Genomic DNA, 14836 nt, shown 5'->3' on the forward strand with positions numbered 1-14836 from the left:
CCTCCTTGTAAGGGAGGTGCTCTCCCGGCTGAGCTAAGCGTCCGGGAATCTGGTGGGTCGTGCAGGATTCGAACCTGCGACCAATTGATTAAAAGTCAACTGCTCTACCAACTGAGCTAACGACCCGTTTGCTGGGTGACTTGCTGTCCCCTGCCAACGGCGGCCTATAATACGGATTTAATTGTATGACGCAACAGCTAAATTATCATTTTATTCTGTTTGCTCAAGGATCAGCCGACTCTCACACTTTTTCGTCAGATCGCCGGCTATTTCATCGTATTAAGATGTTCCTGAGCCAGACGTGCAGCACTACTGGCAGCATATTCACTTAAGATCTGTTCAAAATACTGCCGGGCCTGAGCATCTGCGTTCTGTTCCCGGGCAATCAGCCCCAGTTTCAGCAGTGAATCGGCACGCTTGTTTGACTTGGGGTACGCCTCGGCTACCCGGGCAAACTGAGCTTTGGACTGATCAAAGCGCTTTTGAGCATAAAGCAGTTGTCCCAGCCAGTAATGCGCATTGGGGACATAGGTTGACTCGGGATATTGCGTAATGAAACGGGCAAAAGCCGGAATGGCGGCAGTATAGTCCTTATCCTGCAACACCAGGTTAACCGCTCGGTCGTAGGCCTCCTGCTCATCCCCCGCAGCTGTCGAAGCAGCTGCATTGCCACCGGTTTCCGAACCGGAACGCTTGGCCGGCTCACTTGCTGAGACAGCGTCAGCAGCCGGTACCGATGCGGCTTCCTGCTGGGCCACCAACATACTGCGCTGGCGTTCTATCACCTGCTCCAGCCGATAGCTCTGCTCTTCCAGCAAGCCGCGTAACTCGCTCAGCTCCTGCTGCATGGCATTCAGCTGACGCTGTTGTTCTATCTGCGCCTGACTGCGGGCACTAAAACCCCGCTCCAGCTCAGCCAGACGCTCGTTTACTGAGCCGCTGCCACCCACACTGACCACCGGGGCCTGAGCCCAGCTGGCGGTGGATAAAACAGCGGCCATCGAAATGGCCGCAAATTTAATCATAATTTAACCGGGTATATCCTTAGTAAACCAGTACTGCACGGCGGTTTTTAGCAAAACCGGCTTCGCTGCGAGAAGTATCCAGCGGTTTTTCTTCACCGTAGCTGACTACAGCCAGCTGAGATCCACTGACACCCAGGCTCTGCAGATAGCTGGTCACAGCCTTGGCACGGCGCTCACCCAGTGCAATGTTATATTCGGGCGTACCGCGTTCGTCGGCATGACCTTCAACCAGAATGCTCACGTTGGGATTGGAACGCAGGAAACTGGCATGGGCTTCCAGCACCTGAGCATAGTGACCCGTCACTTCATCCCGGTCAAACTCGAAGTAAATCACGTTTTCACGACGCAGGGCTTCATACTGCTGGCGCATCTGCTCTTCAGCAGACAGTGCACCACCGGTCTGAATACCGCCAGTCTGTACGCCACCGTCCTGGTAGCTGCCATCAGTTCCGGTCATGGCATCGGAATCGCTGGTAGAGCTACATGCAGCCAGGGTCAACATGGGAAGTGCAACCGCCAGGCTCTGAAGCAGTTTTTTCATTTGCATGATTTTTCCTTAGAAAAAGCAATTTCTAGTTTAGAAACGGTGACCAAGCCGGTGAACGGACATCGCCGCTGCGGGCCGGCAACCTGGCCTTGAAGCGACCATCCATCGACACCAGAGACAGAACCTGACGGCCCTGATAGGTGGTGCTATAGATGATCATGGTGCCGTTAGGCGCCGGGCTTGGAGACTCATCCAGTCGTGTTTCGGTCAACACTTGCAGATGTCCGCTGTCCAGCTCCTGTCGGGCAATACGGTACTGTCCCTGAGCACGACTGACCAGCACCATATTCTGGCCGTCTGCCGTAATACGAGGGCCAAGATTCATATCACCTTCAAAGGTGACACGGCGGGCATTGCCGCTACCCGGCTCGGCGCGGTAAACCTGCGGTCGCCCGCCCCGCTCAGAGACAAAATAAATACTTTTCCCGTCTGCCGACCAGGTCGGCTCGGTATCGATTGTGCGGTTATTGGTGACACGGGTCAACTGGCGGCTGGCCAGATCGAGTACATACACTTCAGGCTGCCCATCTCTGGATAGTACCAACGCCAGCCGGCTGCCATCGGGAGACCAGGACGGTGCACCATTAATACCGGGCTGAGAGCTCACTACCTGCCGCTGCTGGCTGTAAATGTCCTGCACCACAATCTCGGCTTTTTTGTTTTCAAAAGAAACATAAGCCAGTTTCCGGCCATCCGGTGACCAGGCTGGTGACATCAGCGGTTCACGCGAACGCAGCAGTACTTGCTCATTAAATCCGTCGTAATCGGAAATCATCAGCTGATACGGGTACTGGGTTCCGTGCTGCACGGTCACGTAGGCAATACGGGTAAGAAAAGCGCCTTTAATACCGGTCAGTTTCTCAAATACGATATCTGCAACGCGATGAGCGTACTGCCGCAGCTGAGCGGCTGGCACAGTCGCGCTGCGGCTTTCCAGCAGCTTGGCACCATTCGTATCCAATACGTCAGCCAGTTCAAAACTAATGCGATACTGATTATTACCTGCCGGAGCAATACTGCCCATGACCACCGCTTCGACCTGACGGGAGCGCCACAGACCGGGATCAAGCTGGTCGGCACGGGATACTCTCTGGGGCAAGGCGTTGCGCTCTAGCGGACGGAACATACCGCTGTTGCGCAGGTCATTGCCGATCACTTCCGACAACTCCTGAGGAACAGCTCCTCCACCGGTCCACTCAAAGGGCAATACCGCCACCGGCCGGGCACTGTCTATGCCGCCGGTAATTACGATATCCAGTGCCGCCTGGGCTCGTCCTGCCAGCATCAGCAATGGCAGCCATAACCACAACCATCGTTTTGTCATCATCAAAGCCTCGGTATCAGGGTTAAATTCAGATTTTGCAGCTCTTTGTTCACTTTTGGATCCTTGGGCATAGGCAGTGTGCCCGTTTTGCGAATAGCCAGCTCCGCTGAGCGGCACACCTCTGCATCCCCCTGACCCTGTCCTATTTTCAGAATAAGACCATCGGGAGCAACCCGGATATTAATACGGCACTGCTTGCCCACCATGGTCGGCGCCACCAGCCAGTTACGCTGAATGGCGGCAATAATCATGCCGGTGTAACGATCCACTTCTGCCGCCGACGCCGCCGATGATGAGCCGCCTGCCGAGCCTCCCATCAGTGCTTCCAGATCCTTCATGGCCTGCTCGGCTTCCGCTTTTTTCTTCGCTTCTGCGGCCTTACGAGCTGCCTCGGCTTCTGCCTGTTTCTTCGCTTCTGCCGCCTTGCGGGCTGCCTCGGCTTCCGCCTGTTTCTTCGCTTCTGCCGCCTTACGGGCTGCCTCGGCTTCCGCCTGTTTCTTCGCTTCTGCCGCCTTGCGGGCTGCCTCGGCTTCCGCCTGCTTCTTCGCTTCTGCCGCCTTGCGGGCTGCCTCGGCTTCCGCCTGCTTCTTCGCTTCTGCCGCCTTGCGGGCTTCCTCGGCCTTGCGTTGCTGCTCCAGTACCCGCTGACGCTCCGCTTCCGCCCTGGCCTGTTGCTCAGCAACGGCTTGTTGCTGCTCGGCCTGACGGGCTTGTTCTGCCGCTGCGGCCTGCTCTGCCGCCTGGCGTTCAGCTTCCTCGGCGGCCTTGCGTTCGGCATCCGCCTGTGCCTGTTCGGCAGCCTGCCGGGCATCACGCTGCGCCTGCATTTCGGCAAGCCGCTCGGCCTGGGCTGCCACCATGCCATCATCGATCATGGTGGCTTCAATAATGGAGGCAGCCTGGGTCGGCCGCTTGGGGGTAGTAAGATTCACCCCCACCAGAAACAACACACCAACCAGCACATGCAGCCCCAGCGAAATCACCAGCGCCTTGCGAATGCCACCACTCTGGTTTCTGAACACGCCTTATTGCTCCGGTTGGGTCATCAGGCCCACGCTGGGCACGCCCGCTGCCTTGAGGGTTGCCATCAGCTGGATCACCGCGTCGTAGCGCACATTGGCATCACCCTGTACCACCACAGGTGCCTTGGGATTCGTGGCCAGTCGTTGCTGCACCATCTCGGCCAGCGCCAGCAAATCCACCGCCTCGTCCCGGCTTTCACCCACGTCCAGAAAGTAGCGGCCCTCGGCATCGACCGACGCCACCAGCGGCGTCTCACTGTCTTCCGGCAGCAGCTCCGCCTCCGCTTGCGGCAAGTCCACCTTAACACCCTGAGTAATCACCGGGGCCGTAGCCATAAAGATAATCAGCAGCACCAGCATCACGTCGATATAAGGCACCACGTTGATTTCCGCCACGCGTTTGCGCCGCTTGCGCTGATAGCTCTGCATTACTGATTACCTGTAGTCACTTGCCGGTTGAGGATGGTGGAGAACTCATCCATAAAGTTGGCCAGATGATTTTCCTGACGTTCCACCTGATAGCTGAAACGGTTGTAAGCAATAACCGCTGGAATGGCCGCAAACAGACCCATGGCGGTCGCGATCAAGGCTTCAGCAATACCGGGTGCCACCATGGCCAGCGTGGCCTGCTTAATCTCAGACAGCGCAATAAAGGCATTCATAATACCCCATACGGTACCGAACAGACCGATGTAAGGGCTGATGGAGCCAATGGTCGCCAGTACCGACAAATTGGTTTCCAGCCGGTCTACTTCCCGGGACAAGGCCACCCGCATGGTACGATAGGTGCCTTCCAGAATGGTATCCTGAGGACGGCCCTGCTTTTGCAGCCGGACGAACTCGCGAAAGCCGGAGTGAAATATTTGCTCCATCCCCGCCAGACTGTCACGTCGGGCATTGGATTCATGATAGAGCCGGCTGAGATCAGCACCAGACCAGAATTTGTCTTCAAACTTTTCTGCTTCGGCACGAGCCGATGTCAGCACCCGGCGGCGATTAATGATCAATGCCCAGGACAGCACTGACATCCCCACCAGCCCCAGCATAACCAGTTTAACCAGCAGACTGGCCTGCCAGAAAAGACCTATAAATGAAATTTCAGCGTGCACCCGACAATACTCCCATCAGTGACTCAGGAATGGCAAAAGGCTTCATTTTAGTGATATCTACACAGGCAATCACGATCTCGCCCTTCACCAAGCAAAGGCCCGCATGATCCAGAATTTCCTGCTCAAACACAATAGAGGCACGTTTAAGCATTTTCACCGTAACGGTGACCGTTAATGCATCATTGAAACGGGCTGCCCGGCGCAGATCCATTTCAACCCGGCGAACCACAAAAGCAATTCCCTGCTCCAGCAGGTTATCCTGCTCAACCCCCAGATGACGCAGCCATTCGGTTCGGGCCCTTTCCATAAATTTCAGGTAGTTGGCGTTATAAACAATGCCGCCGGCATCAGTATCTTCGTAATAGATACGCACCGGCCAGTGAAACGGCGTTTGAGACATGCAGATCCCGGAAATCCGGCCAAAAAGATGGGGCTACTATACCTAAGTCAGCGTCATGAAAGAAGAAGTCCACCACACCGAACGACATTGATTGACCCGCCGCGCACCCTAGCGGGGAAACTCTGAACGAGCAGTCGGCAGTGGTAAGTAGCCTTGTTTGGCAGGTGTGGGACGTGCGGGTGCGGCTGACGCCAAGCCTGCTTCCGGCTTCCCGTTGTCAACTTCCCGTTACTCTCAGGCCTCGGGCAAATCAAAGCCAAAATGCAGATAGGCTCGGGGGGTGGCCAGTCGGCCGCGGGGAGTACGCTGCAAAAAGCCCTGCTGAATAAGGTAAGGCTCAATCACGTCCTCGATGGTTTCCTTTTCCTCACCAATGGCCGCGGCCAGATTATCAAGGCCGACCGGCCCGCCCATAAACTTATCGAGCACGGCCATCAGCAACTTGCGGTCCATGTAGTCAAAGCCCTGCTTGTCGACATCGAGCATATCCAACGCCTGGGCGGCAATGGCCGCATCAATGGCCCCGCTTCCTTTCACCTCGGCAAAATCACGCACCCGGCGCAGCAACCGGTTGGCAATGCGGGGGGTTCCCCGAGCGCGGCGAGCCATCTCAAAGGCACCATCGTCGTCGATCATCAGGCCCAGCTTGCCGGCACTGCGACTGATAATATGAGCCAGATCCGCCACCTGATAAAACTCCAGCCGCTGTACGATGCCAAAACGATCCCGAAGCGGTGACGTCAGTGACCCGGCCCTGGTGGTAGCCCCTACCAGGGTAAAAGGCGGCAGCTCCAGCTTGATGGAGCGGGCAGCAGGACCTTCACCGATCATGATATCAAGCTGGTAATCTTCCATCGCCGGGTAAAGAATTTCTTCAACCACCGGGCTCAGACGGTGTATTTCATCAATAAACAGCACATCGCCAGGTTCAAGGTTGGTCAGCATGGCCGCCAGATCTCCGGCCTTTTCCAGCACCGGGCCCGAGGTGGTCTTGATGCTCACTCCCATTTCATTGGCAACAATATTGGCCAGTGTGGTTTTACCAAGACCAGGAGGGCCAAAGATCAGCAGGTGATCCAGCGCCTCTTCCCGCCGGCGCGCCGCTTCAATAAAGATTTCCATCTGGCCGCGTACATGATCCTGACCACGGTACTCTGCGAGGGCTTTGGGCCGTATGGCACGGTCAATGGCTTCTTCTTCCTGGCGGGGGGCCGGGTTGATAAAACGATCTGCTTCTATCATGGCTTATCCCATGCTTTTCAGGGCTTCACGGATCAATTGCTCCGCATCCATCCCGGGTTTGGCAATTTTCTTCATCAGCTGTTCGGCCTGAGCAGCCTTGTAACCCAGCGCCTGCAAGGCAGCCAGCGCTTCATCTTTGGCACCGTCACCGCCAGCGGCACTGGCCGATGCCGGGGCCGGGTTAAACAGGTCATAGCCACCAAAGCCTTTCAGCCGGTCACGCATTTCCACTACCAGCCGCTCGGCGGTTTTTTTACCTACCCCCGGCAGTTTAACCAGCGCGGTGATGTCGCCCTGCTCTACATTATGAATAAACTGATCGGCGGTCATGCCCGACAGAATGGCCAGCGCCAGCTTGGGGCCCACACCGTTGGTCTTGATAAGCTCACGAAATAACGCCCGCTCGGTTTTGGTGTTAAAGCCAAACAGCAACTGAGCGTCTTCACGTACCACAAAGTGAGTCAGTACCGTGGTAGCCTGGCCCATATCGGGCAACTCGTAGAAACAACTCATGGGCAGGGTAACTTCATACCCCACGCCGTTGACATCCAGCAGGATTTCCGGGGGCTGCTTTTCAACGATAATACCTTTTAACCGACCAATCACAGAGACTCTCCGCTAACCCTAACAAAACTGGGCCAAAGAATAATAAATAACTGGATAAATATCCATGAAACTCGCTGACGGCTTACCGCGTGATAAAACGATTTTACCCTAGCGAAGCCGTTTTCGAGCAGTGCCACGTACCTGGCCGGCCATGCTGATCAGGCTCTGCCGGGTGTGCCCATGACACAACGCCACCGCCAGAGCATCGGCAGCATCGGCCTGAGGAGTGCCCGGCAGACTCAGCAACCGGACCACCATATGCTGCACCTGATCCTTGCCAGCCCCTCCCTGCCCTACCACCGCTTGCTTAATCTGGCGCGCCGAATACTCCGCCACTTCCAGACCGGCATTCGCGGCAGCCACAATGGCCGCCCCCCGGGCCTGGCCCAGTTTCAGCGCCGAATCCGGGTTGCGCGCCATAAACACCTGCTCAATGGCAAACAAATCCGGGCGAAACTGCAGCACAATTTCACTCACCCCGTCGTAAATTTTCTTGAGCCGGGGGGCCAGAGCTTCGTCGGTCATGCGAATGCAGCCGGACCCCAGGTACTCCATTTTATTACCGGTCTGGCGTACTACACCGTAACCGGTGATACGCGAGCCGGGATCGATACCGAGAATAATGGACATAGAAACCAGCTGTGAGCCGTAAGCTGTCAGCAATAAGCTGAGCGAGCCGGCTGAGAGTCATTGATTCAAATTCGAAAGCGTGTATAGCTTGCAGAATGGACTCCGGCTTTCGCCGGAGCAACAAAATTTGTAGGCCCATTGCCCGCTGGCAGCTGCGGCTAAAACCGGGCCTGCGAGTACCACCACTTACAGCTTAGTGCTGCCCGAAGGGCCTCACAGCAGTTCGGCCAGTTCGTCGGAGATATCACCGTTGTGATAGACCTCCTGCACATCGTCCAGATCTTCCAGCATATCAATAAGGCGCAGCAGCTTGGGTGCCGTTTCCTCATCGAGCTCAGCCTTGGTGGATGGGATCATGGTCACTTCCGCATTGTCAGAGACAAGACCGCCGGCATCCAGTGCATCTTTTACCGCTCCAAATTCTTCCCACTGAGTATAAACATCAATGGAATTGTCGTCGTTCACCACCACATCATCGGCACCGGCTTCCAGCGCCGCTTCCATCAAGGTTTCCTCATCGGCTTCACCATAGCTAATGACGCCTTTTTTCTCGAACAGGTAAGCCACCGAGCCGTCGGTGCCCAGGTTACCCCCGCTCTTGGAAAAAGCATGGCGCACTTCCGATACGGTACGATTACGGTTGTCAGTCATGCACTCCACCATTACGGCTGTACCGCCCGGGCCATAACCTTCATACACCACGGTTTCCAGCTGCTGGCCATCCAGTTCACCGGCACCGCGCTTAACAGCCCGGTCAATGGTATCGCGGGTCATGTTATTGGACAGCGCCTTGTCGACGGCAGCGCGAAGCCGCGGGTTGGCCGCAGCATCGGAGCCACCTTCACGGGCCGCTGTGGTCAGCTCACGAATAAGCTTGGTAAAGATCTTGCCGCGCTTGGCATCCTGAGCCGCCTTGCGATGCTTGATATTGGCCCATTTACTGTGACCTGCCATAACGTCTGTCTCCTCTATTCGGCGTTTATCAGCCTGCCAATGGCCTCACGGTTGGTCCAGGATCCGGCCTTGGCAAATGCCTCATCAAAAGGCAGCCAATGCTGATCAAGGTGCTCGGTAAGCCGCACGGGCTGCGGCTCAGGCAGGCATAAACGAAACTCATATTCCCAGTTATGCGTGACCCCCGGCCGGTAGCGGTGCCGCCAGTGGGGGTAAATTTCAAAACGCACCCGGTGTCCGGTTTCCACCAGCTGCAGGCCATCGCCTGTCACCAGGCCGGTCTCCTCTTCCAGCTCGCGGGTCGCCGCCTGCAGGCGGCTTTCTCCGGCTTCCAGGCTGCCGGTGACCGACTGCCAGAAATCCGGGTTATCCTTGCGCTGCAGCAGCAACACACGATCCACGGTATGAATGAGGATCAGAACCGACTCCGGGTGCTTATGTGCCATGGCTTACTCCGCCTTGGGCTGCTCGGTACGGATGGCCAGTTCAGCAAGGGCATCGGGGTTTGCCAGGCTGGGCGCATCGGTAAGCAGACAGGACGCCGTAGTGGTTTTCGGAAAGGCAATCACGTCCCGGATATTATCGGTGCCGGTCAGCAGCATCACCAGGCGATCCAGGCCAAAGGCCAGGCCGGCGTGAGGCGGGGTACCGTATTTGAGAGCATCGAGCAGGAAACCGAACTTCTCCTGCTGCTCTTCGGCGTTGATGCCGAGCAGACGGAACACGGTCTGCTGCATGGCATTGTCGTGAATACGCACCGAGCCACCGCCCACTTCGTATCCGTTAATCACCATGTCATAGGCATTGGCGGCAGCCGTCAGCGGATTGGCTTCCAGCTCCTCGGCCGACATGTCCTTGGCCGCGGTGAAAGGATGGTGCATGGCGTAAAGACGGTCGTCTTCTTCCTCAAACATGGGGAAGTCCACCACCCACAGCGGTTTCCAGCTGTTTTCGACCAGCTCCAGATCCTTGCCCAGTTTCAGGCGCAGCGCACCCATGGCATCGCACACGACTTTGGCGGAGTCGGCACCAAAGAAAATAGCATCACCATCGGTGGCACCGGTGCGGCTGATAAGCTCGGCCACAATGCCTTCACTCAGGAACTTGGCAATGGGTGACTGCACACCTTCCAGCCCCTTGGCAACCTCGTTGACTTTCAGCCAGGCCAGCCCCTTGGCACCATAAATGCCCACGTACTTGCCGTATTCGTCAATCTGCTTGCGGGAAAGCGCCGCTCCACCGGGCACGCGCAAGGCGGCCACACGGCCTTTGGCATCGTTGGCGGGGCCGGAAAACACCTTAAAGTCCACGTCTTTCACCAGATCGGCGACGTCAGTCAGCTCCATGGCAATTCGCAGATCCGGCTTGTCGGAGCCATAGCGGCGCATGGCTTCGGCAAAGCTCATCACCGGGAAGGTGCCCAGATCCACACCGGCCACATCCTGCCACAATTCACGCACCAGCTGCTCCATTACTTCACGTACCTGCTCGGCAGTCATGAAGGAGGTTTCCACATCGATCTGGGTAAACTCGGGCTGACGGTCGGCGCGCAGATCTTCATCGCGGAAACATTTTACAATCTGGTAATAACGATCGAAGCCACCCATCATCAGCAACTGCTTGAACAGCTGGGGCGACTGGGGCAACGCATAGAAATAGCCCTTGTGCACCCGGCTCGGTACCAGATAGTCCCGGGCACCTTCCGGTGTCGCCTTGGTCAGCATGGGGGTTTCAATATCCAGAAAACCGTGCTCATCCATAAACCGGCGCACCCGGCTGGTCACCTGAGCGCGGGTCTTCAGAAAACGGGCCTGCTCGGGGCGACGCAAATCCAGATAACGGTATTTCAGGCGCTGCTCTTCGGAGTTGTTCTGGTTGAAATCCAGCGGCAGCGGCGCAGCTTTGTTGATAATGGTGAGCTCATGAGCAAAGATTTCCACCTCGCCGGTCGCCATGTCCTTGTTCACCTGAGATTCCGGACGCGCACGCACCTGACCGGTAATCTGCACACAAAACTCGGCACGCAATTCAGAGGCCTTGTCGTAGGCTTCCGCCTTGTCGGGATCGAAAAACACCTGCACGATACCTTCACGGTCGCGCATGTCGATAAAGATAAGACCGCCCAGATCACGACGACGGTGAACCCAGCCACTGAGGGTTACGCTCTGGCCAACCAGGGAGGCATCTACCTGCCCGCAATAATGAGTGCGCATGGAGTCTTCCTATGATGTGCTTTGGCTGCGACGCCCGGCCGCAGGCTTGAATTTGTCTGTAAACAGCGCGCTAGTATAATCGGAAACCCAAAGAGGGATCCAACCGCTTCGCCCGAACCGCTGCACGCCAGCTGTAAGCGATCAGCTTTACGCTGTCAGCAGCCCGAAGCCGGTTGTGATGATAGAGGCCTGCCTGAAATCCGGCCGGCCTGCAGGATGACCAGATTAGCAAGCACAGCACAAGACCTGCCAGCTACTCTTGGTCGACTTAAAACTGACAGCTGATAGCTTTGTTTTCAGGAGTGTTATGCCGTTATATCTGGGGCTGAGCCAGTGGTCTCACAAGGACTGGCCGGGCAACTTGCTGAGCCGGGGGCTGAAAAGTACCGACCACCTTGCCGACTATGCCAGGGTATTTAACGCGGTGGAAGGTAACACCAGTTTTTACGGTGTACCCGACACGCAAAGCCTGAGCCGCTGGGACGCCATGACCGGCGATGACTTTCGCTTTACGTTCAAATTTCCGGCCACCGTCAGCCATCAGGGCCCACCCGGTGACAATATTGCACCGGCGCTGGCCTTTATTGAACAGCTCGCCCCCTTACATCATAAACTGGGCCTGCTGATGCTACAGTTACCCGCCGCCTGCGGCCCAGAACAGCTCGATGGCCTGGCGCAGTTGCTGCAGGCTCTGCCAAAAAGGTTTGAGGTGGCCGTGGAAGTGCGTCACCCGGCCTTCTTTGCCAAGGGCGAAGCAGAGCGCCGGCTAAACCGGCTGCTGATCGAACAGCACGTCAATCGTATTATCATGGACTCCCGTCCGGTGTTTGCCGTGGCCCCCACCACCCCGGCACTGGCAGATGCCCAGCAAAAAAAGCCCAGAGTACCGGTGCATATCATCAGCACCGGCAGTTCACCGGTGGTCCGCTTTATCGGCAACCCGGCACTCGCTGCCAACACCGTTTTCTGGCAGCCCTGGCTGCCACGCCTGCAAGGCTGGCTGGATGAAGGCAAATCGGTCTATCTGTTTGTGCACACCGCCGATAACAGCGAAGCCCCTGCGCTGGCCGCTACCATTGCCAGCGCCCTGAATGCACCTCTGCCCCCGTTTCCCGGCCAGCGGCCCGATGCACAGGGAAGTTTGTTTTAACCACAAAAAGAATTTGTCGCACCGAATGGCACTCATCAAGACAACCCATTGCGCTTATTTTACAATACCCCTCATTCTTCGCGGCAATACGGCCGTGAATCGAACACAGCATTCAAACACCATGAAAGAAAAAGATCATATCTTCGCCGCGCCCATTGAACGTCTCGGTGATTTTTGTTTTGACCATCAGGTAGCCGACGTTTTTCCGGACATGATTAAACGTTCCGTTCCCGGTTACTCCAATATTATTTCTGCCATCGGCATGATGACAGCCCGCTTTGCGCAGCCCGATAGCCGGCTGTATGACCTGGGTTGCTCACTGGGTGCCGCTACTCAGGAAATGCGCCGTAACCTGAACCAGTCCGGGTGTCGTATTGTCGCTGTCGATAACTCTGCGGCCATGGTAGAACGGGCCCGTAACCACCTGGCCGCCTTTCGCTCCGATGTGGCAGTCGAGCTGCTGGAAGCAGACATTTGCGACATTCATATTGAAAACGCCTCCGTGGTGGTGCTCAATTTCACCCTGCAATTTATTGAACCCTCACGCCGCGAAGCCCTGCTCAGCAATATATACAACGGCCTCAAGCCTGGCGGGGTGCTTATTTTGAGTGAAAAGTTTGTCAGCGAAGACAACACCATCAACGAATTACTGATCGATCTGCATCACGATTTCAAGCGGGCCAACGGTTACAGCGAGCTGGAAATCAGCCAGAAACGCACCGCCCTTGAAAACGTACTGCGCCCCGATTCTCCCGAGCAACACAAGGCACGACTCGGCGCCATTGGCTTTGCCCACGTAGACATGTGGTTTCAGTGCTTTAACTTCGGCTCCATGGTGGCTATCAAATGATCGACTTCAGCGACTTTTATCAACAAATCGCCAAAAGCCGGCTCAGCCACTGGCTGCACTGCCTGCCCGCTCAGTTGCACGAATGGCAAAAACAGCATCAGCATGGCGACCTGGCACGCTGGAGCCGGGCCCTGCGTAAACTGCCCGCCATTCACACCCAGCATATTGAACTGAAAAACAAGGTTGCCATCGGTCAGCCCGGTGCGCTATCAACCGGTGAGCAAAAGAAAATAGAAAGTCTGCTGGGCCAGTTTCACCCCTGGCGCAAAGGCCCCTTTGAAGTACATGGTATTCATATTGATACCGAATGGCGCTCCGACTGGAAATGGGAACGGTTAAAACCCCATATCAGCCCGCTGAAGTATCGCTATGTACTGGATGTCGGCTGCGGCAGCGGTTACCACCTGTGGCGCATGCTCGGCGAAGGGGCAGAAATGGCGGTGGGTATAGATCCGTCGCAGCTGTTCTTATGTCAGTTTGAGGCCATCAAGCATTTCGCCAATAATCATAAAGGCATTCAGCTACTGCCGTTGGGCATAGAAGATTTACCCGAGCTGCGCGCTTTTGACACCGTATTTTCCATGGGAGTGCTCTATCACCGACGCTCTCCCATTGATCATTTGCTGCAACTGAAGGCTCAGTTGCACGACGGCGGCGAACTGGTGCTGGAAACCCTGGTCATCGACGGCGACGAAAATCAAGTGCTGGTGCCCGGTGAACGCTACGGAAAAATGCGTAACGTCTGGTTTATTCCCAGCTCGGCGGCACTGGTTGGCTGGCTCACCAAATGCGGTTTTGAAAATATCCGGGTGGTGGATGAAAACATAACTACCCAGGACGAACAACGGCGTACCGGCTGGATGCGCAATGAATCACTGGCAGATTTTCTTGATCCAAACGATGCCAGCAAAACCATTGAAGGCTACCCGGCTCCCAAACGTGCCATCATTGTTGCCAACAAGCCGACAGACCCACAATACAGACCACAAGAGAGTGAAGGATGAAAAAAACAGCGATATCATTGTTTACCCCCCTGCTGTTAAGTGCCTGTGCCGGCCAGATTGCACAGACCGAGCCTGCCTCCAGGCCAGTCACCGAACCCGAACTCAGCGCCGTGATGACCAGCCAGGAAGAACGGCTGGTGAACGCCATGGAGCAACAGAATGAGCGACTCAGTACCAACCATCATGCCTTTATGAGCGCTTTGCAGCAGGAAATCCGTAACCTGAAAAAGCACATGACGGCCGCCCAGCCTGCGGTTGCACCGGCTCAGGCCAGTCAGCAAACCGACAATGGCCCTGAGAATGAAACCCGGGACGGCAAGCTCATTGTAGGAGAAACCGAAGACGTCTGGCTGGATGCGGTCAATGATCTGTTCCCTGCCCGCATCGATACCGGTGCCACTACCTCATCACTGAGTGCCCAGGACATTACCGAGTTTGAACGGGACGGCAAACCCTGGGTGAGCTTTAATATGGCCCATGAAGGCGTGGACGAAAAACTGCCGGTAGAAGCCCCCCTGGTACGCTATGTACGCATTCGCCAGGCCTCAGCCGAAGAAGCCGAGCGCCGCCCGGTGGTTGAACTCAACCTTCGTCTTGGCCGGCTGTCGGAAAAAACCGAATTTACCCTGGCCGATCGCTCGCAAATGACCTATCCGGTATTGCTGGGCCGCGAGTTTCTGAAAGATATCGCCGTAGTGGATATTGCCCGCCGTAATGTACAAGGCAAGCCCAAGCGTCCCAAACCTTCTAACGAGTAAAG

Annotated in this window: 17 protein-coding genes and 1 tRNA gene; 4 read left to right on the forward strand and 14 right to left on the reverse strand. The window is 56.3% G+C overall.

Features of this window, described 5'->3' with window-relative positions:
- Positions 1-50: 50 nt before the first annotated feature.
- The 14 genes from B6S09_RS00005 to aspS form a co-directional block, all read right to left on the reverse strand.
- Positions 51-126, reverse strand: a tRNA-Lys gene (locus tag B6S09_RS00005).
- A 140-nt stretch (positions 127-266) separates the two neighbouring features.
- Positions 267-1025, reverse strand: coding sequence for a tol-pal system protein YbgF (gene ybgF, locus B6S09_RS00010; RefSeq protein ID WP_094276453.1), 759 nt, complete (start codon positions 1023-1025; stop codon positions 267-269).
- Between the two features lie 19 nt (positions 1026-1044).
- A complete protein-coding gene (pal, locus tag B6S09_RS00015) occupies positions 1045-1572 on the reverse strand; it encodes a peptidoglycan-associated lipoprotein Pal (RefSeq protein ID WP_094276454.1) in 528 nt (175 codons plus the stop codon).
- A 25-nt stretch (positions 1573-1597) separates the two neighbouring features.
- A complete protein-coding gene (gene tolB, locus B6S09_RS00020) occupies positions 1598-2896 on the reverse strand; it encodes a Tol-Pal system beta propeller repeat protein TolB (protein ID WP_166670258.1) in 1299 nt (432 codons plus the stop codon).
- A gap of 2 nt (positions 2897-2898) precedes the next feature.
- On the reverse strand, positions 2899-3918 hold the full coding sequence (tolA, locus tag B6S09_RS00025; protein WP_094276456.1) for a cell envelope integrity protein TolA: 1020 nt from the start codon (positions 3916-3918) through the stop codon (positions 2899-2901).
- Between the two features lie 3 nt (positions 3919-3921).
- Positions 3922-4347 carry a protein TolR gene (tolR, locus tag B6S09_RS00030; protein ID WP_094276457.1) on the reverse strand — a complete coding sequence of 142 codons (426 nt, stop codon included), beginning with the start codon at positions 4345-4347 and terminating at the stop codon, positions 3922-3924.
- Entirely contained in the window at positions 4347-5027 is a 681-nt protein-coding gene (gene tolQ / locus B6S09_RS00035) for a protein TolQ (protein ID WP_094276458.1), read from the reverse strand. Before tolQ ends, tolR begins: the two co-directional genes overlap by 1 nt.
- A complete protein-coding gene (gene ybgC, locus B6S09_RS00040) occupies positions 5017-5427 on the reverse strand; it encodes a tol-pal system-associated acyl-CoA thioesterase (protein ID WP_094276459.1) in 411 nt (136 codons plus the stop codon). The genes tolQ and ybgC overlap by 11 nt, the downstream gene beginning before the upstream one ends.
- A gap of 234 nt (positions 5428-5661) precedes the next feature.
- Positions 5662-6669, reverse strand: a complete 1008-nt coding sequence (ruvB, locus tag B6S09_RS00045; RefSeq protein WP_094276460.1) for a Holliday junction branch migration DNA helicase RuvB — start codon at positions 6667-6669, stop codon at positions 5662-5664.
- A gap of 3 nt (positions 6670-6672) precedes the next feature.
- Entirely contained in the window at positions 6673-7275 is a 603-nt protein-coding gene (gene ruvA, locus B6S09_RS00050; protein WP_094276461.1) for a Holliday junction branch migration protein RuvA, read from the reverse strand.
- Positions 7276-7383: 108 nt separating this feature from the next.
- Complete coding sequence (ruvC, locus tag B6S09_RS00055) at positions 7384-7905, reverse strand: crossover junction endodeoxyribonuclease RuvC (RefSeq protein WP_094276462.1); 522 nt, start codon at positions 7903-7905, stop codon at positions 7384-7386.
- A 213-nt stretch (positions 7906-8118) separates the two neighbouring features.
- Positions 8119-8859, reverse strand: a complete 741-nt coding sequence (locus B6S09_RS00060) for a YebC/PmpR family DNA-binding transcriptional regulator (protein WP_094276463.1) — start codon at positions 8857-8859, stop codon at positions 8119-8121.
- Between the two features lie 14 nt (positions 8860-8873).
- Entirely contained in the window at positions 8874-9305 is a 432-nt protein-coding gene (gene nudB, locus B6S09_RS00065; RefSeq protein ID WP_094276464.1) for a dihydroneopterin triphosphate diphosphatase, read from the reverse strand.
- Positions 9306-9308: 3 nt separating this feature from the next.
- On the reverse strand, positions 9309-11072 hold the full coding sequence (gene aspS, locus B6S09_RS00070) for an aspartate--tRNA ligase (protein WP_094276465.1): 1764 nt from the start codon (positions 11070-11072) through the stop codon (positions 9309-9311).
- Between the two features lie 307 nt (positions 11073-11379).
- Here aspS and B6S09_RS00075 point away from each other — a divergent pair, with 307 nt between their 5' ends.
- From B6S09_RS00075 to B6S09_RS00090, 4 genes are all read left to right on the forward strand, one after another.
- On the forward strand, positions 11380-12222 hold the full coding sequence (locus B6S09_RS00075) for a DUF72 domain-containing protein (RefSeq protein ID WP_094276466.1): 843 nt from the start codon (positions 11380-11382) through the stop codon (positions 12220-12222).
- Between the two features lie 121 nt (positions 12223-12343).
- A complete protein-coding gene (gene cmoA / locus B6S09_RS00080) occupies positions 12344-13072 on the forward strand; it encodes a carboxy-S-adenosyl-L-methionine synthase CmoA (RefSeq protein WP_094276467.1) in 729 nt (242 codons plus the stop codon).
- On the forward strand, positions 13069-14076 hold the full coding sequence (cmoB, locus tag B6S09_RS00085; RefSeq protein ID WP_094276468.1) for a tRNA 5-methoxyuridine(34)/uridine 5-oxyacetic acid(34) synthase CmoB: 1008 nt from the start codon (positions 13069-13071) through the stop codon (positions 14074-14076). Before cmoA ends, cmoB begins: the two co-directional genes overlap by 4 nt.
- Positions 14073-14834 (forward strand): ATP-dependent zinc protease family protein, encoded by a 762-nt coding sequence (locus B6S09_RS00090; RefSeq protein ID WP_094276469.1) that lies wholly within the window; start codon positions 14073-14075, stop codon positions 14832-14834. The genes cmoB and B6S09_RS00090 overlap by 4 nt, the downstream gene beginning before the upstream one ends.
- Positions 14835-14836: the final 2 nt, after the last annotated feature.

The organism is Oceanimonas baumannii, assembly GCF_002245495.1.
In the GTDB taxonomy this organism is placed as follows: Bacteria; Pseudomonadota; Gammaproteobacteria; order Enterobacterales; family Aeromonadaceae; genus Oceanimonas; species Oceanimonas baumannii.